This window comes from Paenibacillus sp. FSL H7-0350 (genome assembly GCF_038593195.1).
In the GTDB taxonomy this organism is placed as follows: Bacteria; Bacillota; Bacilli; order Paenibacillales; family Paenibacillaceae; genus Paenibacillus_AQ.
The window spans coordinates 5,793,564-5,813,883 of sequence record NZ_CP151972.1; the positions used below are offsets into that span (position 1 = coordinate 5,793,564).

Consider the following 20,320-nt stretch of genomic DNA (forward strand, 5'->3'; position numbering starts at 1 on the left):
AGCGCTGGTGCGTGAGCCAGGCCGCCTTAACCAGTTGCGAGTACTTAAATAAAGTCAACGCATGATGTATACTTTCTCTTATGAAAGAAATCAGAAGAAATGAGGCACGGCCATGCATCTGGAGTTGAACGGAAGTGAATTTAAGGTATCCGCCGGAGGATTAACGGTAGAGCTGCTGCCCAAGGAATTCGCACTGCTGCAGTTTCTGTACCGTAACCGGGGGCGGACCTTCAGCCGGGAGCAGCTGCTGGATAAAGTGTGGCCGATGGAATATCCGGTGGAACGGACCGTTGACGATCATATCTACCGGCTGCGCAAGAAGCTGCGTCTACTGGGTGGGATTGACATTAAGACGATTCGCGGATTCGGGTACAGTCTGGCAATCCCGGGCAGCCTTGCGGGCGTGGCTGTGAATCCGGCAACGAATGACCCGGAGCTGCGTGACACGATGCGAGAGGTGTTCATGAAGTTCCATGTCTACGGCCAGGGGAACTCCATGCTCACCCTTGCCCGCCAGCAGGACATCCTCGGCTACGAGCTGGACGCCCATTATTCTATGGTTATTCATTTTGTCCAGGGCGATTTGGAGTGGCTGATTCATACGGACGAGATTCCGTTAAAGGACCGGCTCTTTTACCTCAATCTGTTCTACTTCTTCATTGGTGATCCCAGGGAGAAGGTGGCGTACGCCGAGCGCCTGATTGCGCGGAGTCTGCTGAACCCGCCGGAGCAGCTGGAGCTGGAGATTCTCACGATGCTGGACATGTACACCCTTGCAGGCCAGCCGGAAAAAGCGCTGGAACGTCTGACGCGTTCCTACCAGGTCATTTCCGAACCCGGCTTCGAGAATTTCATCCCGGTCACGGTAATCACGGAGCTGTTCATCCATCTCTCAGCGGGAGCTTGCGATGAAGAGCTCGAACGGATGGATGAAGCTGTCAGCCGGATTTTGCAGGACAAGCCTTTTTTGCGGGAGATTGGCAATTACAAGGTCGTGAAGGGACTCTGGAAGCTGCAGCGTGAACAGTGGATAGAGGGGGAGCGGCTTATCCATGAGGGATTGCAGGTGCTGGATATGTCGGGATTCGTGCCATTGCGCTTCTATGCGCTGTACAAGATTCATCATTTTTGCCGGATGTTCGTGAGCGGAAGTGCCTCGGACCGAAAGTATAACAGCCTGTTTGTAGCCGAGCTTGAAGCTTGTGGCCTGGCCAGACTGGAACACACCCTGGAACACATCCTGCTGCCGCTGCTGGAGACCCCATGATAATTCTCTGACAATTCTCCGTTACTTTAGAATCATAGATGGAGCTTCATCTACGATCTTATGTAACCTGGAGGAATGTCAGATGGAACAATCAACCAAGCAGGGGAACAGCCTGCTTCATAACAAAACGTATATGCGGGTGTACAGCGCTTTTGCCACGGCGAGCTTCGGCGACTGGTTCGACGCGATAGCCATTCAGGTGCTGGTTGGCTACCGCTGGCAGGCCAGCCCGCTGATGCTGGCGCTCATACCGGTAGCGCTGGCGCTGCCGAGCATTCTGCTCGGCTCGGTTGCCGGCGCGGCCGCCGACCGGATGAACAAGCTGAAGCTGATGCGTACCTGCGACCTGCTGACCGCGCTCTTGACCCTACTGGTGCTGTTCGCGCCGAGTATGGTCTGGCTGCTGCCGCTGCTGGCCCTGCGCTCCGCGCTGTCCACACTGAATATGCCGGCCCAGCAGTCTCTGACTCGCAGTCTCGTGAGAGAAGACCAGTTGCTGCAAGCCTCATCACTCAACGGACTGGTCAACCAGGGCTCCAAAATCGCAGGTCCCTTGCTCGGAGGTCTGGCCCTCGCCTTCCTTACGCCGCAGTGGTGTATCCTGCTCAATGCCTTGCTGCGCGGCTGTTCTTACCTGCTGTTGCTGTCTGTCAAGAATATCCGCACGGATGAAGCAGACAGAAAGCTGTCTGAAGCGCAGCAAGGTAAGATTCCGCTTCTCACCATGTGGCGGGAAGGCTGGGGCTTTCTGTTGCGCAGCCGGCTGCTGTTGACTGCGATGTTGTTCGGAATTGCCGGAGCAATGGTCATTCAGGTGGTTGATTTTCAGTTCACCAGTCTGTTCCGGATATTCGCCCCGGAGCGGGAAGCGCTGCTGGGCTGGATGGTTGCCGCAACGGGAGCTGGAGCCGTGCTGATTATTCTGATTCTGAACAAGCTGAAATCCGAAGGCCGGTATGGCTGGAAGCTGGGCCTCGGGTACGTGCTGATTGGCGGGTCGATTGCCGCGCTGGGTCTGCTTAGGCCGGGGGCATCGATGCTGTGGGTGCTGCTCATCGGATTTGTGCTGGGGATCGGCAACGGCATGTTTATGGTTACGTTCAATTATTGTCTGCAAAAAGAAACCCCGCCGCACATGACCGGCCGTATCTTCGGCATCCAGAATACCGTACTCAGCGCGGTAATGATTGTAGCGCCTCTGCTGGGCGGCGTGCTGGTGCAATATGCAGGTCCGGCCCGTATTTTTGTCAACATTGGCTTGTTGCAGGTGCTTCTGGGTCTGACAGGTGTGGTGTTTGGCCGGCAGCTCTGGCCGATGGCGAGGTCTAAAGCGGAAGCCGCCCATCCGGCAGTAGAGAGTAGCTGAGAAGGTTGATAGATCACTAATTTCTGTATGGACGAACAGGAGGAGCTTATGACAACTTATATCTATATGGTAAGGCACGGGGATTCGCTGCGTACCGGGGTGGATGAATGGACGCGCGGCCTGTCGCCCAAGGGGGAGGAGGATGCCCTGCGGGTCACAGAATGCCTGAAGGATGAAGGGATAGATGTGCTGTACAGCAGCCCGTATATCCGGGCGGTTAATACAATTGCGGATTTGGCGGATCAACTGGAGCAGGAAATCATTCTGATCGATGATCTGAGAGAAAAGGTCTGGATGGAGGGTAACGAGCAGCTATCTGACGAAGATTTACACCAAGTACTCCAGAAGATGTACACCGATCCGGATTACGCCCTGCCGGGCGGGGAATCCAACCGGGAGTGCCAGGCACGTGCAGTGAAGGCGCTGCAGGACGTTCTGCGGACCCATGCTGGGAAAAAAGTGGCCATCGGCACCCATGGCATGGTGATGTCCTTGATGATGGGCCATTTCTCCCCGGAATATGGTCTGGACTTCTTACTGCAGACGACCAAGCCGGATATTTATGTCATGGAGTTCAAAGAAGATGAAGTATTGATCCGGCGGATGCCTGTGTAAGCTAAATTCAAGAAGGCAGCCGACCAATGTGGTGGCTGCCTATTTAGCTTTTCTTGATCAGCTGGCCGCAAACGGATAGTCCGGAATTTCCCTCTTAAAATCATGCGCGCGCCTACCAGCGTCTTCTTACTTTGCAATAGAAACATCTTCAAAGACCGGGTTCGAAGCGGACATATTGGACATTCGGGGATAGTTGTATTCTATACATTTAAAAACAGCCAAAAGGAAGGATTTCCTCTTCTAACTGTAGTTTGTACAACTAAATTTGCCCGAGTGGGCGAGATCCCGGATAATGAGGCATTATAGATATATGAAATACAACTAAACGGCTATTCGGCAGTAAGTCAAACGATTTAGTTGTACCGAATACACTTAAGCATTTCGCCTGCACATAATCCGGTCTGATGTCCTACATAATTAGTGCGGCCCTATACCTATAGCCCATAAAATCGCACCGTATTCGCCGTCAGCTTCGCTCTGGCTTCGGTAACAGAATATCCATGCAGCGCCCCCCAGGCGGCGGCAACGTCATGGACCATAGCCGGATGGGTGGTGCGTCCGGTGAATGGTCCTTCAAACGGCCATGGGCCGTCTGTCTCTGCCATGACCAGCTCCGGCGGGTAGCGGCGTGCCAGCTCCTGAATCTCCGGTTCATAGAGGATGTCGGGAGTGAAGGAAATGTAGTAACCGCGGCTAATCATCCGGTCAACGGTAGCAGCGGGCCCCTTGAACCAGTGGAAATGGGCCTGCGTAAGGCCATGCTGCTCCAGCAGATCGCATACGGTCCACGCATCCTCATAGACAGCATGCAGTACAACCGGCTTGGCTAAATGGGCAGCTAGCCTGAGAAGTCTGCCCAGCAGTCCGAGATAGGGTTCCATCTCCCAGCCCTCACCGCGTGCGATTGCTTCGGCCCGGGAGTAGTAGGGAAGGCCGATTTCACCAATAGCGGCCATATTGTCCGCATGGTCTGTAATCCATTTCAGCAGCGAATTCAGCTCTTCCTCCGTAGGCAGCGCCTGCTCTGGATGGAAGCCATACGCAGGCTTCACGAGGCCCGGATAGCTGGCTGCTAACTCCAGCGTTCGCTTGCTCGAAGCGAGATTCATCGAGACGGCGATCAGGGCCTCAATGCCCTGCTCCCGCAGTCCCTCCAGCATGGAGGACACTACTTGATCCTCGTATTGGTCTAGATGAATATGGGCATCAATCATTTGCAAGCCTCTCCTTCCAGCGGCGGATTTTTACTCCACAATGGCTTCACCGCGTTCATCCGGCTCAAAAGCAATAGACCCCAGCTCCATCCCCGTCTTGCCTGCCTTATACTCCAGCTTCAGGGTACCGACACTCTCGGTCGTCCCGACCATCAGGCTGGTATCTGCGAGCAGCTTGTTATTCTCTACGGAGTAGTAGGTCACTGCGCCAATGGCCGCTTTGCTGCCGAAATACTTCATGCCGTCCTCAGCACGGTCCGGGAGTCTGAGCGTCACCTTGGACGGCTTGGGTCCTGTAAGCTCAAGCTTCAGCAGGACATCGTCCTTATCCAGCGAAATACTGGAAGATACTACAGCAGAGGCTGCTTTGTCCGCAGCAGGCACCGATATTTCCTTCCACTGTTCCGGCTTAACCACATGAACCTCCTGTGCGACCAGCGAGGTCCCGGTTCCCAGGGTGAACACAACCGTGACCTCCGGTTTGCCGTCCGAATCTACATCGGCATAGAAGAGCTGAGGCGGGTGCGAGTAGTCTCTGGATACATTCCAGTTGAAGCGCTGTTTTTTCCCGTTCACTTCAAGGAGGAATCCTTTGTAGGTATTGCCGTCCTTGAGCGCGGCGTACAGCTTCACCTTGGGGTTATTCTCTGCAACGGCAAGGGGGGCAGCGGGTACTCTTACTGTTGTGCTAAGACTGCCCGGGGTAATGTTAACCCGGCTTCCTCCCGGATTCAGCTCTGTAACAGCTCCTGTAAGGGAGTCCAAGGTAGCTGCCGCGATATATACACGGCCTGCCTTCAGTAACACAGGAGAGTCCAGCTCCTCTTGATATCCTCCATCCGTTTGCGTATAAGTCACTTGTTTGGAGGCGCTACCGGGCGTAAGAATAGTCTTGTCCCAGCTCGTGAACAGAGTAAGTTGCTTGAGAGTGTTATTCCATTGCAGCTCTATCGGGTAGTATTCCAGCAGCGTGCGGGCTGGTACGTATAATGTGCCGCCTGAGTGGAAGGGGGGAGCCCCGGGGAGAACGGCTTGTCCGTCCACAACAAGGGATAGAGGGGCAGCAGCAGAATGGGCAATATCTATGGATGAACCCGCCGCATGGCCTGCGAGGAGCAGGGCAATAGCGGCAGCAGTAATTAATTTTTTCATAAGATAACCTCCGGTGTCTGGAAATTCCAATCTCTTGTATTATAAATGAAAAACTCCGCCCGCGGGTCACGTTCTGTTAACAAAGATAAGACAAGCCTGTTACAGCCCAAAAACAAAAATAAAACGAACGAAAACTCGGAATCCCTCCAATAAATAGTGTAAGCCTGAAGGGGGAATAACGGATGAAGACAACTGATCCATACTCGCAGCTCATCAAGCTCACGCTAGCCGGCAGCCGTGAAGCATACGGTGAGTTATATGAGGCAACCATTCATGATGTCTATAAGACCGTGCGTTTCCTCGTTACCGGGCTTTCAGATGCAGAGGATGTTGTACAGGAAATTTATATTGAGCTGCACCGCTCACTAAGGAGATTTGACAGGACACAAGCCTTTAGACCCTGGCTTATGGGGCTCACGATGCGGCAGGTCCATGCTTACAGGCGCAGAAACTGGAGACATCTGCGGATTATGAACAAAGCGGAGCAGACCAGTGAGACTATGGTACAGGATTTCTCCAGCGATGTCGTAGAGCGGATGACAAACCGGGTACTTACCGAAGGGGTTAGCCGTTTGCCGTATAAGCTGAAGCAAGTCATTATTCTACATTACCTGCATGAGTACTCACAGGAGGAGATATCGGTAATTCTTCAGATCCCGCTCGGGACGGTGAAATCACGGCTTCATGCCGCACTGCAGAAGCTAAGACGGAAGCATCAGGCGGATACAATCAAATTGGGGAAGGTGGAGGAGCTGTATGAGTCTAGGACATGATTTACGGTGCGCTCTTCAGGAAGAAGCCGGGAATGTACATGCTCCCCCCGAACTGAAAGAGAAGATTCTGGACAGAATTCCAACAGGACAAGGAGGTAGACGTATGAAAAAATGGCTGGTGGCAGCTATAATAGCAGCGACCTTAATTATTCCTACCGGAGCTTATGCCGGTTATAACTATCTGGCGGATACTCTATATGGCTCACAGGATAACTTGGCAAAGATTGAGGGTGCCCAGCAGCAATATGATCGGCTTGAGGCTAAGCTTCAGCAGTCAAAGTCCAGCTTGAGTGAGGAAGATTTCAAAGCCTTAACCTCTTTGCTGCATGAGTTAGCCGTCTATAATCTGCAGATTGCAGATGAGCAGGGCGTGCTGCAATTCGATAAGCTGAGTGATGCAGACTTGATACGCTATAAGGAGCTGGCTGCTGAAGTTAAGCCATTTAATACCAAGCTCGATCAGGCTGCAGCTCCACTCACAGCAACAACTATGACGGATTCTGATTTCGCCGCTTTCAGTGACCAGTTGCTGGATAAGGCAGAACAGACTTTTAGCGGGGAGGAACTGGCTAATGTCCAACTGTTGATAGAGGAATGGAAGGAGTACAATGCGTCACTCACCGGACCGGACGGCAGACAGTTGGATCGTATACCGGATGATAGGATTGCAGAACAGACTGCGCTACTTGACAAGCTGAACCCCTATTTGAAAAAGATGGGGTACATGTTTAAGCCTGCAACTCGCTAAAATTCAATCATAGCACCCTCTTTCTGAAATGGCGGGACCCTTTTAGAAAGGGGGTGCTCGTTATAAATGTTGTTGTTCAGCAGAGGTGAGGAACCTCAAGCCTCAAGCGCCTGAAGGGCAAGTGACACCAGGGCTCTGACGGAGTCTTCGCTCAGTTCTCCTCCGGTCAGCAGCAGACGGTAGAAGATGGGGCCATAGACGAGATCAATACAACTTCCGATATCGAGTCCCTGCTTCAGTTCCCCCTGGGCAATCCCCCGTTCGAACAGCTTCCAGGCCTCCTGGCGGCGCGGCCCGAAATATCTGCTCCGGTACGCCTCCGCCAGTCCGGCATCGGACTGCCCTTCACCGATCAGCTCCGTAATGACTTTACCTTCCCGGCTGGTGAGGAACTGTGCGAGCGTTCCTGCATGAATCAGAATGTCCTCTTTGGCGGAACCGGTATCGGGGATCGGAAGTCTGGCGTTAGCAGCGTACAGATATCCGTCCATCACTACCGCCGCTTTATTCGGCCACCATTTATAGATCGTTGCCTTACTGACCTGGGCCTGCTCTGCAATCTTCTCCACGGTAACTGCGCCGAAGCCGGTCTCCAGCAATAATTCATATGAAGCGTTCAGAATAGCATTCTTGGCCTCGGTGTTGCGCGGACGGCCTCTTTTTTTCTCCATGGTGATTCCTCCTGACAGTGCTGGTTCAACTCTAATTGGAGTATACCATAAAACCGCCTATTTACAATACTGAACGTTTAGTATATTATTTGTTCATAACTAATTAGTGAACTTATCGTTCAGTATTTAAAAAATGGAAGGTGGAGTTTCAAATGAAGGCTGGAGTTAGGGTGCAACAACAAGCAGGTTCCGCTGAAGCCGCCAAGGCTGTTCCCGGCTGGATCACATTTCTGCTAGCCGTATCCTGCGGACTGATCGTGGCGAATCTCTATTATACCCAGACGCTGGTTGGGCCCATCGGGCAGGCGATTCATCTGTCGGCCGGAGCGGCAGGGCTAATCGTTACCCTGACGCAGATCGGTTACGTAGCCGGACTGCTGTTCATTGTCCCCCTCAGCGATATTATTGAGAACCGCCGTCTGACGGTGATGTCGCTGATTCTGGTTGTGGCTGCCCTGGTGCTGTCCGTCCTGGCACCAAATGCACCGCTGTTCCTGGCCGCTTCCTTGCTGATCGGACTGGGCTCGGTAGCAGCGCAGGTCCTAGTGCCCTATGCCTCCTATCTGGCCACAGAGGAAGATCGCGGCCGCGTAGTAGGCAATGTAATGAGCGGACTGCTGCTGGGTATTATGTTCGCCCGCCCGGTCGCCAGCTTCATGGCCGGACTCTGGGGCTGGCAATCCATCTTCATGGTCTCGGCTGTCGTTACTGCGCTGCTGACGCTGCTCCTATCCCGTGTTCTGCCCGCCCGGAAGCCCGCTCCCGGCTTGAGATACGGACAATTACTCCGCTCTCTGGGCACATTGCTCACGCACACGCCGGTGCTGCGGCGCCGCGCTCTATACCAGGCCAGCCTGTTCGGCGCCTTCAGTCTGTTCTGGACGACCGTTCCCTTGCACCTGTCCAGCGAGTTTCATTTGTCCCAGCAAGGAATTGCCCTGTTTGCCCTGGCTGGTGTGGGCGGAGCTGCAGCCGCGCCGATTGCGGGCAGATTGGCTGACAAGGGCTGGACCCGGTTATTGACCGGTCTTGGCATTTCACTGGCCGTTCTCTCCTTTATCCTAGCCTATCTGCTGCGGGATTCCTCTAATCTTACACTAGGCCTGCTGGTGCTGACGGCGATTCTGCTCGATATGAGCGTGTCCGGTAACCTGGTGCTGGGGCAGCGGGCGATCTATTCACTGGGCAATGAGACCCGGGGGCGGCTGAACGGCTTGTTCATGGCGATCTTCTTCATTGGAGGAGCCGTGGGATCATCACTCGGGGGCTGGGCCTACGCTTACGGCGGCTGGAGTCTGACAACCCTAATCGGACTGGCACTGCCAGTGCTGGCGCTGATCTACTTTTTGACCGGGAAGAAGGAGCACGCTTGAGAAAAGGAGCCTTGCCGCGTTCAGCAATAATCCGCATAGCCAGTAATTCCTAAAAAAACTACAGTAGGCAGGGGAGCTTCGATCCTCTGTCTTTTTTTGTGCCTGCATATGTAATGGATTCGATAGATAGAGCGTATTAGCTCATGTAAATTACTTGGCCAAGTAGAATCTTCCTGGAAAGGAGTGCCACAAGGATGCAAGAGCGCGCATTGCTGCCTTTGATACATGATAGAGTTCCTGCTCATATAGAGACAGAGCTTGAGTTTGCAGCAGTTTTTGAAGCCTATTATAAACGGATATTCAACTATATCGCCTACAGGGTGAGCTGCCGTTACACCGCCGAGGATTTGGCCAGCCAGGTGTTCGAGAAGACGCTGTCCAAGCTGCCCGGTTACTCCCCGGAGAAAGCGCCGCTTGAGGTGTGGCTGTTCGCCATTGCCCGCAACGTTGTGAATGATTATTACCGGAGCCGCGCGCGGCAGCGCTTCTTCTCACTGGACAGTATCCGGGAGCTGGTGTCTGGCAAAAAAGAACCGGAGACGCTCATCCTCGGCAGAGAGCGCAACGATAGGCTACAGATGGCGCTGGACACGCTCAGCCCGAAGGAACGTAACCTCATCGCCCTGAAGTTCGGGGCGGATCTGAAGAATACGGAGATTGCCCGGATTACCGGAATCTCGGAGAGCAATGTCGGAGTCATTCTCTATCGCAGCATGCGAAAATTGAAATCCGAAATAGGGAGTGTGGAAGAGCTATGAATAACAAGAAGAGCGCCGAACATGCAGTTGAGCAGGAGATTCAGGAGCTAGGGAGTTATCTGGCCCGCCAGGACTTCTCCCGGGAGTCCGATATGGCGGCGGTTCTCAGCCAAGTGAGAAGCCGCTCCATTCAGAAACAACAGGAGGATGATAAAATGAAGAACAAACAACGGATCAGACGTCCGGTGATGATTGCAGCTTCCCTGCTGGTGGCTGCTGTGGTAAGCGTATCTTTTGTCAGACCCTCGTTTGCACAGGAAATGCTGGAGCGGGTGTTGAAATCGGTTAATCTGGGTCACATTGAGGTCGCTCAGATGGATGGCAGCGCTATGTTTCCAGAGGCGTTGAAGGGCCAGATCTTCGATCAGGACGGGAACCCGGTCACTTCCTTTGAAGCTATGCCGAAGGCCATCTTCAATGCAGCCGGGGAGGCCATCGTACGCTTCGACGGGGATAAGCCCATTACGAAGAGTGAGCAGGAGCAGCTTGACAAGGAAGCGTCAGAGCAGAAGTTTACCGTCAAGGAGGCAGCGAAGCTGGATCAATACGCCCTTTTCAAGGTGAAGCTGCCGGAATATTTGCCTGAGGGCTTTGCCTTTGACCACGGGGAGTTCTATAAGGATGAGGAGGGCGTAAGCGGGCAGATTGTTGAGCTGTTCTTTGGCAGCAAGGATAAGACTAAGCGGATCTGGATGCAGCTGCGCCTGGCCAATGAGGAGAATGCCTTTTCAATGGCAACTGACGACAAGGTGGAGCAGGTGAAGCTTAAGGGGACGGATGCGGTTCTGGTCAGTGACAGAAGCCTGGACTGGGAAGCAAGCGGCGTGATGTACGGCCTCAGCACCCGTGGCCTTGACCGGGCTGAGGTTCTGAAGATCGCAGAGTCCATTAACTGGTAAGCCTGAGGAGCGGATAAAGGAACAGGTATGAGGCATAGGCAGGCATAGGATGAATCAGAGCACCAGACTGCAACCCCAGAGCGTGGCGGGGATTGCGGGCTGGTGCTTTTTTGTAATAGCGTCTCTACTATTCTTCAAGCTTGTCATGCCCGTCTGCATATTGAGGCCAAGTCCTTCATAGACATGTACTAATCAATGCATTCAAAACAGGTTAAGGGGATGATGTCATGCGCCGGATAACATGGGTACTCGCGATCATTATGAGCGTGGCCTTAGTATTGGCGGGGTGCGGGAAGAAGGATGCCGCCTCTGTGGTCAAGGATCTGAATCAAGTGTCTGACAAGCTGGAGAGCAAGCAGGGAGCTTATCAGGGCTCAGGCACGATGACCTTGTACACCGGGGAGCAGCCGCAGGATTACAAGGTGGAGGTATGGTATAAGAATCCATCGTATTACCGGATCAGCCTGTCGAACGTCCAGAAGGACGTGAAGCAGATTGTGCTGCGCAATGATGAGGGCGTATTCGTCCTGACCCCAAGCCTGGGCAAAAGCTTCCGCTTCCAGAGCGACTGGCCGGACAGCCAGGGCCAGGTGTATCTGTACCAGACGCTGCTGAAGGGAATTGTCAAAGACAATAACCGGCAGTTCGTGGAGGACGGGGATAATTATGTGTTCGAGGTCGCTGCCAACTATCAGAGCAGTGCGCTGGTCCGCCAGAAGATCTGGCTGAACAAAAAGACCTATGAGCCGAAGCAGGTGCAGGTATCGGATTCCGAAGCCAAGGTTGTGGTGAACGTGACCTTCGACAGCTTCAAGTTCGATCCGGAATTCACAGCAGATTCCTTCGATATGCAGAAGAATATGGCGGCCGGCAGCCCTTCCGAGAATACGATGGCGGAAGTGGATCAGGATGGCAATCCGGTGGTCTCGGAAGATGGTGAACAGACCGGTGAGCCGGTTACGGCCGAGCTGGGCGACTTCGGGATCATTGAGCCGGCTTACATTCCGGCCGGTGTGAAGCTGAAGGACACCAATAAGATTGAAGGCAGCAAGGACCATGCGGTGCTGATCCGCTATGACGGCGTCTACCAGTATACGATTATGGAAGCCCGTCCGCTGGACCGTGCAGTGTCACTGGCTCCCGGAACACTGGTCGATCTGGGCTTCACGGCAGGCCTGCTTAGCGGAGATGAGCAGCAGACGCTGACCTGGATGAGCGAGGGTGTAGAGTACCGGATTACAAGCGCAAATCTGCCAGTTACGGAAATGATGCAAATAGCCGCTTCTATGGAGGAACAATCGGGTAAATAAAAATCAGTGGGCGGATACTGCGCAAGGTGGGAATCATTCCTCTACCCGCGGTATCCGTTTTTTGCCTACACATTGCTCACATTGACAGCGGCCTTCACGAGCATTACCATTGGCAGTAAGACTTCTGATCTGTGCGAACAAGGCAGAGATGTTTTACTACAATGTAAGAAGGTGACCTGAAGTGAAGGCAAGCTATCGGCCGACAGCAGCCGAGATTAACCTGGATGATTTGCGTGCCAACTACGAAGCTTTACGCGGCGTATTGCCGCAGGAGACCAAGTTCATGGGATGCGTCAAAGGAAATGCTTATGGACATGGAGCAGTGGAGGTGACGCGGGAGCTGGAGCGGCTTGGAGCAGATTACGTCAGTGTTGCTTTTCTGGATGAGGCATTGGAGCTGCGTCAGGCGGGAATACTACTTCCTATCCTGGTGCTGGGCTATACTTCACCGGAGGGCATTGCCGTAGCCTGGGAGAACAATATCACCGTTACACTGTTCACACCGGAGGTACTGGAAGCGGTTAGGGCTCTTCCTGTAGAGAAGGAGCACCGGCTGAAGGTACACATCAAGATTGACAGCGGAATGGGAAGACTGGGATTATTGCCGGAGGATGCGCCTGCATTCATCGCTGAGGTTCATGCGGTGGCACAGGCGGAGCTGGAGGGCATGTTCACCCATTTTGCCAGAGCAGACGAACACAATAAAAGCTATACACTAATGCAGCACCGACGTTTCATGAGCGTGGCGGAGGCGCTTCGGGACATGAACATTACCATCCCGATCATACATACGGGCAATAGCGCTACGGCCATTGATACACCTCTACTATCCATTAACATGGTGCGTGTAGGCATAAGCTTGTACGGATTCTACCCCTCGGCTGAGGTGAACCGCGAGCTGGTGGCCTTGCACCCGGTAATGACGCTGAAGACGCAGGCTGTATATGTCAAAACCCTGCCGCCTGACTCAGGCATCAGCTACGGCACCCGGTATTTCACGGCAGGCGATGAGATCATCGCTACGCTCCCCGTGGGGTACGCTGACGGATATTCCCGCATGCTAACAGGCAAAGCGGAGGTGCTAATACGCGGACGCCGCGTTCCTGTCGTCGGAACGATCTGCATGGACCAGTGTATGGTATCACTCAAATCTTTCGCTCTAGAAGCGGAACAAATCAAAGCAGGCGAAGAGGTTGTACTCATCGGCCGCCAGGGCACCGAGTCGATTACGGCAGATGAACTGGCGCTCCATTTAGGGACGATCCACTACGAAGTAATCTGTATGCTGGCTCACCGGGTACCGCGCGTATATGTACGCCAAGGTATGCTACCCAACCTCGTTAATCCTTTGCTGCAAGCCTAATACCCTGACCAGATACCTAGTACAGGAGCTGAATATAAGGAACGTACCGTGTAGAGCTTGTGACTTATAGTCTATACGAACCGCCATTTCTAGTTTATAATGGGATGCAGCATACTTGATATACTGGCGGCATATATTCCTTGTATAAAATTCCTTGTATATTGTAACACTGGAACACAAGGGCAGAAGGTTTGTGGGGGTGGAAGAGAAGGTGGCCAATTTGCAGAACACCAAAAGAATCATGATCAGCTTGCCCGATCATCTCTTGCAGGAAGTAGATGGGATCGTTCAACTGGAGAACTCTAACCGTAGTGAATTGATCAGGCAGGCCATGAAGCTGTACTTGAGCGATCGGAGGAAACGTACCATCCGCGAGTCCATGCAGCGGGGCTATATGGAAATGGCTAAGATTAATTTGACCATGGCATGCGAGGCTTTTCTCGCAGAGGAAGATGCAGACAGTACTCTTGGCCGCTTAGTAAGCGGGGTGTAACTATTGATTGTTAAACGCGGCGACGTTTTTTTTGCCGACCTTTCACCGGTTGTGGGTTCTGAGCAAGGTGGAGTAAGGCCGGTACTGATCATTCAGAACGATATTGGCAATCGTTTCAGCCCGACTGTGATTGTGGCAGCTATCACTGCCCAGATCCAGAAGGCCAAGCTGCCGACGCATGTCGAGATTGATGCAGCAGCTCATGGCTTTGACCGGGATTCCGTGATTCTGCTGGAGCAGGTTCGTACCATTGACAAGCAACGCTTAACGGATAAAATCACCCATCTGGACGATGAAACCATGAAGCTGGTGGATGATTCGCTGCAAATCAGCCTGGGGCTGATTGATTTCTGAACCCTACGGGGGATATAACATCAACCATTGTAATAAAAGGCAGGCTGGATATATTCCGGTGCTGCCTTTTTTGGCGTTTTGGGGTCCCCGCAAAGTACCTGAGTCATCATCGAAGCTAAAGCCCCACTTTGTGGGGTTATTTGGCGTTAGTCCCATATATACTTATTGATATACCGAGGGGATAGATGAGTATGGATGATGGGGGTTGTGTATGGACATAACTGCGTGCTATAATTAGACCGATCGGTCGGTCTAGGGGAGGGTTAACAATGAAGGGACGCTCAGATGGAGAAGAAACGAAGAGCCGGATTCTGGAGCATGCCACCAGTTTATTTGCGCAAAAGGGCTATGGCGCTGTAAGCATGAACGAGGTCTGCACAGCCGCGAAGGTCAGCAAGGGCAGTCTGTATCACCATTTTCCGGGCAAGGATGAATTGTTCCTGTACGTAGTGGAGGTGGATACCCTGAAGTGGCTCAAGGAGTGGGAGGAGCTGCGGAGCGGGATTAGCGGAACGGAAGCCCGTCTATATGCGCTTGGGGATCATTATGCAAAAGATATCCAGAATCCGCTGATTCATGCCCTGGAGGAATACGGAAGATCTCATACGCTGTCAGAGGAGATCCGTGAGCGACTCTCACATATTTTCGAATCGGTAACAGAGGCCTGCCGTGTACTGCTGCAAGAGGGGATGGATTCCGGTTATTTGATCCGTGGTGATCTGGAGAACTATGTAATCACGCTCAGCGCCATGCTGGAGGGAATCAGCCGGGTCCATGAGATCACAGGCCGGACCGATACCCCGGAGACGATCAGGGCATACTACCGTGCGGGAATTCAGATCCTGCTTCAGGGGATAGGTTCCAGGAAGATGGAGCAATAAATAGAGATCATTAATGAATTACAATCAGAGCTTATAACAAGGCTCTGAGATATACGGAGGGAAACACCATGTCATTACTGTTAAAAAACCGGGGAGCGATGCTGCTCCTGATGTTGAATATCTTTTTGGCGTTCACGGGGATTGGGCTAGTTGTCCCTATTATGCCTACCTATATGAACGAGCTGGGCATTGGCGGGAGTGTGGTAGGACTGCTGGTGGCAGCCTTCTCACTGACGCAGCTGCTGGTCTCGCCCTTCGCCGGAAGACTGTCGGATAAGATGGGCCGTAAAAAAATCATCGTCGGCGGTCTGGCCGTATTCGCCTTCTCGGAGCTTCTGTTCGGTCTGGCCAATGCCTCCTGGGTGCTGTTCGTATCCAGAATGCTTGGCGGTATCGGTGCCGCGATGATTATGCCTGCGGTTATGGCTTATGTGGCAGACACCACTACCTCGGAGGAGCGGGCCAAGGGCATGGGCTTCATCAACGCAGCCATTACCACCGGCTTCATCATCGGGCCGGGAATCGGCGGTTATCTTGCGGAGCTGGGCATCCGCGTCCCCTTCTTTGTCGCTGCGGGGGCTGCCGCCATTGTTGCGGTAATCACCTTGCTGGTCCTGCCAGAATCACGTTCGGCGGAGCTGCGGGAAGAAGCGAGAACGATGGGAGGCAATAACGATAGTCTAATCATGCAGCTCATGCGCTCGTATCGTGAGCCTTATTTCTTCGGATTAATTATTGTATTCGTGCTGTCCTTCGGACTGGCCAATTATGAGACGGTATTCGGACTCTTCGTAGATCATAAATTCGGGTTTACTCCTAAGGATATTGCGTTTGTCCTGACGTTCGGCTCCATTGCCGGGGCGGTGGTGCAGATTACCGCATTCAGCTGGATTCTGAACAAATTCGGGGAGAGCCGGGTCATTTCCGCCTGTCTGATGATCGCGGGCTTGTCGATTCTCCTGACGCTGTTCGTGCATGGCTTCGTGGCGATTGTATCTGTGACCTTTGTTGTTTTTCTGGCTATGGATATTCTTCGCCCGGCGGTCGGCACCCAGCTCTCCAAGATGGCAGATGATTCGCAGCAGGGTCTGGTGATGGGAATGAATTCCGCTTATACGAGCCTTGGCAACATTGCCGGTCCGATTGTGGCGGGGGTCCTGTTCGACCTGGATATCAATTTCCCTTATGCGGTAGCTGCGCTGGTCTTGTTCATCAGCTTCATGCTGTCGGTAGGCTATGCCCGGCGGAGAAGAAGCAAGCAGGTTACTGCGGTGCGCTAAATGTATGTGAAAAACCGAATACAATACGTTAACATGATTGCGGCTGTGCTATCCCGGTGGGGATGGAGCGGCCGCTTCTTCTTTTATACGGGGCAAACTTTGGTCCTGCGGCAAACTGTGATAGTATTTCAGTAGAGAGCTATGAACTTAGACTGTGTATAGAAAGAGGGATCTACTTGAGCGTTGATACGAATCAGGCGGTGAAGGCGGCGGAAGATGCCGCTGCCCGTCAGGAGCAGGAACTGATACTTGCAGCTATCGCGAAGGAGCTGAGCATCAGTCTGAAGCAGGTAAGAACGACGGTGGGGCTGCTAGACGAGGGCAACACCATTCCGTTCATCGCCAGATACCGCAAGGAAATGACCGGGGAGCTGGACGAGAATGTCCTCCGCGATGTCGAAGAACGGCTCGGATATCTGCGTAACCTCGGTGACCGCAAGAAGGATGTGATCCGCAGCATCGAGGAGCAGGGCAAGCTAACTCCTGAGCTGCAGGCGAGTATCATGAAGGCTGTGAAGCTGCAGGAAGTGGAGGATCTGTACCGTCCGTTCAAGCAGAAGCGCAAGACACGGGCCAGTGTCGCCAAGGAACGGGGACTTGAACCGCTGGCGGATTGGGTGATGGAGCAGAGACGCCAAGGGGTTCCGCTGGAAGAGGCTGCGAAGTATATCGATGCGGACCGGGGTGTGGAGAGCGCCGAGCTGGCGCTGCAAGGGGGGATGGATATCATTGCCGAGAATATTGCCGATGATCCGGATATCCGTTCCTGGGTGCGCCAGTATACAGCGAGTCAGGGGATTCTGGTCTCCGAGGCCAAGGATGCCCAGCAGGAAAGTGTATACGAGAATTATTATGCGTACCGGGAACCTGTGCACCGGATGCCGCCGCACCGTATTCTCGCGATCAACCGCGGGGAGCGGGAGAATATCCTCAAGGTCGGTATCGAGGTGGTGCCGGACAAGATTCATGCGTTCATTATCCGCAAGCTGGTGAAGGGGCCTTCTCCGGTCAAGGAGCTGCTGGAGGCGGTGACCGAGGATGCCTACAAGCGGCTGATCGCTCCTTCCGTTGAGCGCGAGGTGCGCGGGGAGATGACCGAGAAGGGGGAGACGCAGGCGATCTCCATCTTCTCAGGTAATCTGCGCAGCCTGCTGTTGCAGCCGCCGGTGAAGGGTCGCCATGTTCTGGGCGTCGACCCGGCCTACCGCACCGGCTGCAAGCTGGCCGTAGTGGACGATACCGGCAAGCTGCTGGAGGTAGCGGTCACGTATCCGACGCCGCCGAACAACAAGAAGCGTGAGGCGGCGGCCAAGTTCAAGGAGCTGATCGCCAAATATGGCATCCAGCTCATCGTGATCGGCAACGGCACCGGCTCGCGGGAGACGGAGCAGTTCACGGCCGAGGTCATTGCCGAGGTCGGCGACCCTGACCTGGCCTACCTGATCGTTAACGAGGCAGGGGCCAGTGTGTATTCGGCCTCCAAGCTGGCGCAGGAGGAGTTCCCGGATCTGGATGTGGCGGAGCGCAGCGCCGCCTCCATCGCCCGCCGCGTGCAGGACCCGCTGGCGGAGCTGGTCAAGATCGACCCGAAGGCCATCGGTGTGGGGCAGTACCAGCACGATGTGTCGCAGAAGCATCTGGAAGAGAGCCTGAGGGGCGTCGTAGAGTCGGCGGTTAACCATGTCGGCGTCGACGTGAATACCGCTTCGGCCTCGCTGCTCTCCTATGTGGCAGGAGTGAATACGACGATTGCCAAGAATATTGTGAAGTTCCGCGAGGAGAACGGCAAGTTCACTACGCGTAAGGCACTGCAGAAGGTGCCTCGCCTGGGTGCGAAATCCTACGAGCAGTGCATCGGGTTCCTGCGTATCCCCGGAGGGGACAATACGCTGGACCGCACGCCGATCCACCCGGAATCCTACGCGGTGGTGGATAAGTTGTTCCGCGAGCTGGGGCTGGATGTGAAGCAGCTTGGCAGCAAGGAGGTTGCAGAGCAGCTAAGCGCTCAGGATGCGGAGGAACTGGCGGTGAAGCTTGCGGTGGGCGTGCCTACGCTGCGCGACATCCTGGAGAGTCTTCAACGTCCGGGCCGCGACCCGCGTGAGGAGCTGCCGCTGCCCATCTTCCGCAAGGATGTGCTGAAGATGGAGGACCTGCTGCCCGGTATGGAGATGCAGGGCACGGTACGCAACGTAATCGACTTCGGCGCCTTCGTCGATATCGGGATCAAGAACGACGGGCTGGTCCATATCTCCCAGCTTAGCGGCAGCTATGTGAAGCACCCGATGGATGTTGTCTCCGTCGGAGACAATGTCACCGTATGGGTGCTCGGCGTAGATGTGAAGAAGGGCCGTGTTAGCCTGACGATGCGCCAGCCGCGCGAGGCGGCGGGCAGCGGGGAGTAGAAGTAGAGGACGTTACGGACTCAGAGGACCTTATTTTGCTGAAATCGGCGTTTTGTGGACCGCTGTGGACTCAGGAGCCGTTAATACAGGCATCGGAGCCTGTAATTAGGCCTTGCAGCCTCATTAGCGTCTTCTCAGTCCGTTTAGGCCGACAAAAGAGGCCTTTCAAAGCGGATAACGGTATCCTGGTCCGCCGCAAAGACCGGAGGAGCGAAAAAAAAGCTGTGCTATCCTTCATCAGGATGGCACAGTTTTTTTGCGAAATAGGGCTGATGAATTCGAGCTGAGGATTCAGCTCAGCAGTATAAAACAACTATAGGTATTTAGGAACGGAAGCCCCCTGCCCGGCAGTGTTATGATAGACAGAAACAGAAGGTGGCGGTTGGGAATTGAGCAATAGAGTGATCCAGCAGTTTGAAGAGAAGGATATGGCGGCGCTTGGCGTGATGTACGGGCAGGTGTCGGCGCAGGAGGATGTACTGTTCTGGTGGGTGGGGGATGCGGACAATTGGGAGAATGTCTTCTGTGCTTTTGAAGGGGAGCAGATGGTGGCCAAAGGCCAGCTGCAGCTCTTTAATGTGGTGCCTCCGGGACGCGCAGCGGAGAGTAAACACAAGATTTTCGTGAATCTGAAGACGTTGCCCGGACGGGAAAAGGATCTGGAGCTGCTTGACAGCGTCTACGCCCTTCTGCTGGAACGGGTACAGGTGCTGAAGCGTACGCTGCCCCCGGAATATGGGACCCTCCTGTGCACAGGCAATTATGCGGCGGAAGAGAGTTACCATGCTTATTTCGCAGAGCATCTCGGTTACCTGCCGCATAGCCGCTTGTATACGCTCCAGCGCGATCTTCGTGAACCCGTTCATACGGTGGAGCTGGAGGCAGGCTTTGAATTGACCAATGTGCCTATGGAATCACCGGAGCAACGGGCGGCTTATCTGGAGCTGGAAGCGGAGATCTGGCCGGAGACCCCGCTTGGAATGGAGCGTCTGCTGGAATATCAGGAGCATCCGCTCTGGGCATCGATGGTTGTGCGGGATGCAGGCCGGGTGGCGGGCAGTCTGATGGTCTGGCAGGAAGAGGAGCTTGGCATCATTGAGGATGTATTTGTCTGTAAGCCCTGGAGAAGAAGAGGCATTGCCAAGGCGCTGCTGAATCGTGCGTTAATGTATCTTCAGGAGAAGGGTCTGGAGCAGGCGCAGCTGGTCGCATTGACCACGAATGATTCCGCACTGTCCCTGTACCATTCAGTAGGTTTCCAGACTGGGCGTCAGGAGATTAGATACTCCAAGGAGCTGTGCTAACGAACGACTCCCTGATCATAGAGACTGTACAATCACATATCACAAAGAGCGCACCAGCCGGATATCCGGGGGTGCGCTCTTTGCGATGCAGCAA

General features: G+C 54.0%; 19 protein-coding genes. 16 read left to right on the forward strand and 3 right to left on the reverse strand.

All coding sequences use genetic code 11. The features are described from left to right. The first annotated feature begins 112 nt into the window (after positions 1 to 112). The 3 genes from NYE24_RS26195 (at position 113) to NYE24_RS26205 (ending at position 3,248) form a co-directional block, all read left to right on the forward strand. The gene (locus tag NYE24_RS26195) at positions 113 to 1,267 is read left to right on the forward strand and encodes a winged helix-turn-helix domain-containing protein (RefSeq protein ID WP_036697358.1); all 1,155 of its coding nucleotides are present in this window, start codon (positions 113 to 115) and stop codon (positions 1,265 to 1,267) included. Between the two features lie 82 nt (positions 1,268 to 1,349). Continuing rightward, positions 1,350 to 2,633 (forward strand): MFS transporter, encoded by a 1,284-nt coding sequence (locus NYE24_RS26200; protein ID WP_051493811.1) that lies wholly within the window; start codon positions 1,350 to 1,352, stop codon positions 2,631 to 2,633. 48 nt (positions 2,634 to 2,681) lie between these two features. Continuing rightward, the gene (locus tag NYE24_RS26205; RefSeq protein WP_036697355.1) at positions 2,682 to 3,248 is read left to right on the forward strand and encodes a histidine phosphatase family protein; all 567 of its coding nucleotides are present in this window, start codon (positions 2,682 to 2,684) and stop codon (positions 3,246 to 3,248) included. A gap of 434 nt (positions 3,249 to 3,682) precedes the next feature. Here the strand turns inward: NYE24_RS26205 and NYE24_RS26210 are convergent, their stop codons facing one another. Both NYE24_RS26210 and NYE24_RS26215 read right to left on the reverse strand, forming a co-directional pair. After that, positions 3,683 to 4,462 carry a TatD family hydrolase gene (locus tag NYE24_RS26210; RefSeq protein ID WP_051493810.1) on the reverse strand — a complete coding sequence of 260 codons (780 nt, stop codon included), beginning with the start codon at positions 4,460 to 4,462 and terminating at the stop codon, positions 3,683 to 3,685. A 30-nt stretch (positions 4,463 to 4,492) separates the two neighbouring features. Further along, positions 4,493 to 5,614 carry a stalk domain-containing protein gene (locus NYE24_RS26215; RefSeq protein ID WP_051493809.1) on the reverse strand — a complete coding sequence of 374 codons (1,122 nt, stop codon included), beginning with the start codon at positions 5,612 to 5,614 and terminating at the stop codon, positions 4,493 to 4,495. Between the two features lie 182 nt (positions 5,615 to 5,796). On the opposite strand from NYE24_RS26215, the gene NYE24_RS26220 reads away from it, so the two are divergent. Next, positions 5,797 to 6,387: a sigma-70 family RNA polymerase sigma factor gene (locus NYE24_RS26220; protein ID WP_036697352.1), complete on the forward strand. Its 591-nt coding sequence runs from the start codon at positions 5,797 to 5,799 to the stop codon at positions 6,385 to 6,387. 103 nt (positions 6,388 to 6,490) lie between these two features. Further along, on the forward strand, positions 6,491 to 7,135 hold the full coding sequence (locus NYE24_RS26225) for a DUF3600 domain-containing protein (RefSeq protein ID WP_036697349.1): 645 nt from the start codon (positions 6,491 to 6,493) through the stop codon (positions 7,133 to 7,135). Positions 7,136 to 7,230: 95 nt separating this feature from the next. Here NYE24_RS26225 and NYE24_RS26230 read toward each other — a convergent pair whose 3' ends face one another. Next, positions 7,231 to 7,806 carry a TetR/AcrR family transcriptional regulator gene (locus tag NYE24_RS26230; RefSeq protein WP_036697346.1) on the reverse strand — a complete coding sequence of 192 codons (576 nt, stop codon included), beginning with the start codon at positions 7,804 to 7,806 and terminating at the stop codon, positions 7,231 to 7,233. 170 nt (positions 7,807 to 7,976) lie between these two features. Here NYE24_RS26230 and NYE24_RS26235 point away from each other — a divergent pair, with 170 nt between their 5' ends. The 11 genes from NYE24_RS26235 (at position 7,977) to NYE24_RS26285 (ending at position 20,226) form a co-directional block, all read left to right on the forward strand. After that, the gene (locus NYE24_RS26235) at positions 7,977 to 9,179 is read left to right on the forward strand and encodes an MFS transporter (protein ID WP_342477037.1); all 1,203 of its coding nucleotides are present in this window, start codon (positions 7,977 to 7,979) and stop codon (positions 9,177 to 9,179) included. Between the two features lie 218 nt (positions 9,180 to 9,397). Next, positions 9,398 to 9,937 (forward strand): sigma-70 family RNA polymerase sigma factor, encoded by a 540-nt coding sequence (locus NYE24_RS26240; protein ID WP_342477038.1) that lies wholly within the window; start codon positions 9,398 to 9,400, stop codon positions 9,935 to 9,937. Continuing rightward, on the forward strand, positions 9,934 to 10,836 hold the full coding sequence (locus tag NYE24_RS26245) for a DUF4367 domain-containing protein (protein ID WP_342477039.1): 903 nt from the start codon (positions 9,934 to 9,936) through the stop codon (positions 10,834 to 10,836). The genes NYE24_RS26240 and NYE24_RS26245 overlap by 4 nt, the downstream gene beginning before the upstream one ends. A 227-nt stretch (positions 10,837 to 11,063) precedes the next feature. Next, entirely contained in the window at positions 11,064 to 12,146 is a 1,083-nt protein-coding gene (locus NYE24_RS26250; RefSeq protein WP_036697337.1) for an outer membrane lipoprotein carrier protein LolA, read from the forward strand. A 181-nt stretch (positions 12,147 to 12,327) separates the two neighbouring features. After that, positions 12,328 to 13,509, forward strand: coding sequence for an alanine racemase (alr, locus tag NYE24_RS26255; protein ID WP_036697334.1), 1,182 nt, complete (start codon positions 12,328 to 12,330; stop codon positions 13,507 to 13,509). Positions 13,510 to 13,720: 211 nt separating this feature from the next. Further along, positions 13,721 to 14,002, forward strand: coding sequence for a ribbon-helix-helix protein, CopG family (locus tag NYE24_RS26260; RefSeq protein WP_036697455.1), 282 nt, complete (start codon positions 13,721 to 13,723; stop codon positions 14,000 to 14,002). A 3-nt stretch (positions 14,003 to 14,005) separates the two neighbouring features. Further along, the gene (locus NYE24_RS26265) at positions 14,006 to 14,356 is read left to right on the forward strand and encodes a type II toxin-antitoxin system PemK/MazF family toxin (protein WP_036697332.1); all 351 of its coding nucleotides are present in this window, start codon (positions 14,006 to 14,008) and stop codon (positions 14,354 to 14,356) included. Between the two features lie 269 nt (positions 14,357 to 14,625). Continuing rightward, positions 14,626 to 15,237, forward strand: coding sequence for a TetR/AcrR family transcriptional regulator (locus tag NYE24_RS26270; protein ID WP_341029066.1), 612 nt, complete (start codon positions 14,626 to 14,628; stop codon positions 15,235 to 15,237). 68 nt (positions 15,238 to 15,305) lie between these two features. After that, positions 15,306 to 16,517, forward strand: coding sequence for an MFS transporter (locus NYE24_RS26275; protein ID WP_076162119.1), 1,212 nt, complete (start codon positions 15,306 to 15,308; stop codon positions 16,515 to 16,517). 176 nt (positions 16,518 to 16,693) lie between these two features. Continuing rightward, positions 16,694 to 18,922 (forward strand): Tex family protein, encoded by a 2,229-nt coding sequence (locus NYE24_RS26280; protein ID WP_076161941.1) that lies wholly within the window; start codon positions 16,694 to 16,696, stop codon positions 18,920 to 18,922. A 389-nt stretch (positions 18,923 to 19,311) separates the two neighbouring features. After that, the gene (locus tag NYE24_RS26285) at positions 19,312 to 20,226 is read left to right on the forward strand and encodes a GNAT family N-acetyltransferase (protein WP_342477040.1); all 915 of its coding nucleotides are present in this window, start codon (positions 19,312 to 19,314) and stop codon (positions 20,224 to 20,226) included. The last annotated feature ends 94 nt before the right edge of the window (positions 20,227 to 20,320 follow it).

What these genes read in the sequence shown, in the direction of transcription:
- NYE24_RS26245 (WP_342477039.1), top strand. Translation starts at nt 9,934, where the DNA reads ATGAATAACAAGAAGAGCGCCGAACATGCAGTTGAGCAGGAGATTCAG.
- NYE24_RS26250 (WP_036697337.1), top strand. Translation starts at nt 11,064, where the DNA reads ATGCGCCGGATAACATGGGTACTCGCGATCATTATGAGCGTGGCCTTA.
- NYE24_RS26275 (WP_076162119.1), top strand. Translation starts at nt 15,306, where the DNA reads ATGTCATTACTGTTAAAAAACCGGGGAGCGATGCTGCTCCTGATGTTG.
- NYE24_RS26270 (WP_341029066.1), top strand. Translation starts at nt 14,626, where the DNA reads ATGAAGGGACGCTCAGATGGAGAAGAAACGAAGAGCCGGATTCTGGAG.
- NYE24_RS26195 (WP_036697358.1), top strand. Translation starts at nt 113, where the DNA reads ATGCATCTGGAGTTGAACGGAAGTGAATTTAAGGTATCCGCCGGAGGA.
- NYE24_RS26230 (WP_036697346.1), bottom strand. Translation starts at nt 7,806, where the DNA reads ATGGAGAAAAAAAGAGGCCGTCCGCGCAACACCGAGGCCAAGAATGCT.
- NYE24_RS26225 (WP_036697349.1), top strand. Translation starts at nt 6,491, where the DNA reads ATGAAAAAATGGCTGGTGGCAGCTATAATAGCAGCGACCTTAATTATT.
- NYE24_RS26215 (WP_051493809.1), bottom strand. Translation starts at nt 5,614, where the DNA reads ATGAAAAAATTAATTACTGCTGCCGCTATTGCCCTGCTCCTCGCAGGC.
- NYE24_RS26205 (WP_036697355.1), top strand. Translation starts at nt 2,682, where the DNA reads ATGACAACTTATATCTATATGGTAAGGCACGGGGATTCGCTGCGTACC.
- NYE24_RS26200 (WP_051493811.1), top strand. Translation starts at nt 1,350, where the DNA reads ATGGAACAATCAACCAAGCAGGGGAACAGCCTGCTTCATAACAAAACG.
- NYE24_RS26210 (WP_051493810.1), bottom strand. Translation starts at nt 4,462, where the DNA reads ATGATTGATGCCCATATTCATCTAGACCAATACGAGGATCAAGTAGTG.
- NYE24_RS26220 (WP_036697352.1), top strand. Translation starts at nt 5,797, where the DNA reads ATGAAGACAACTGATCCATACTCGCAGCTCATCAAGCTCACGCTAGCC.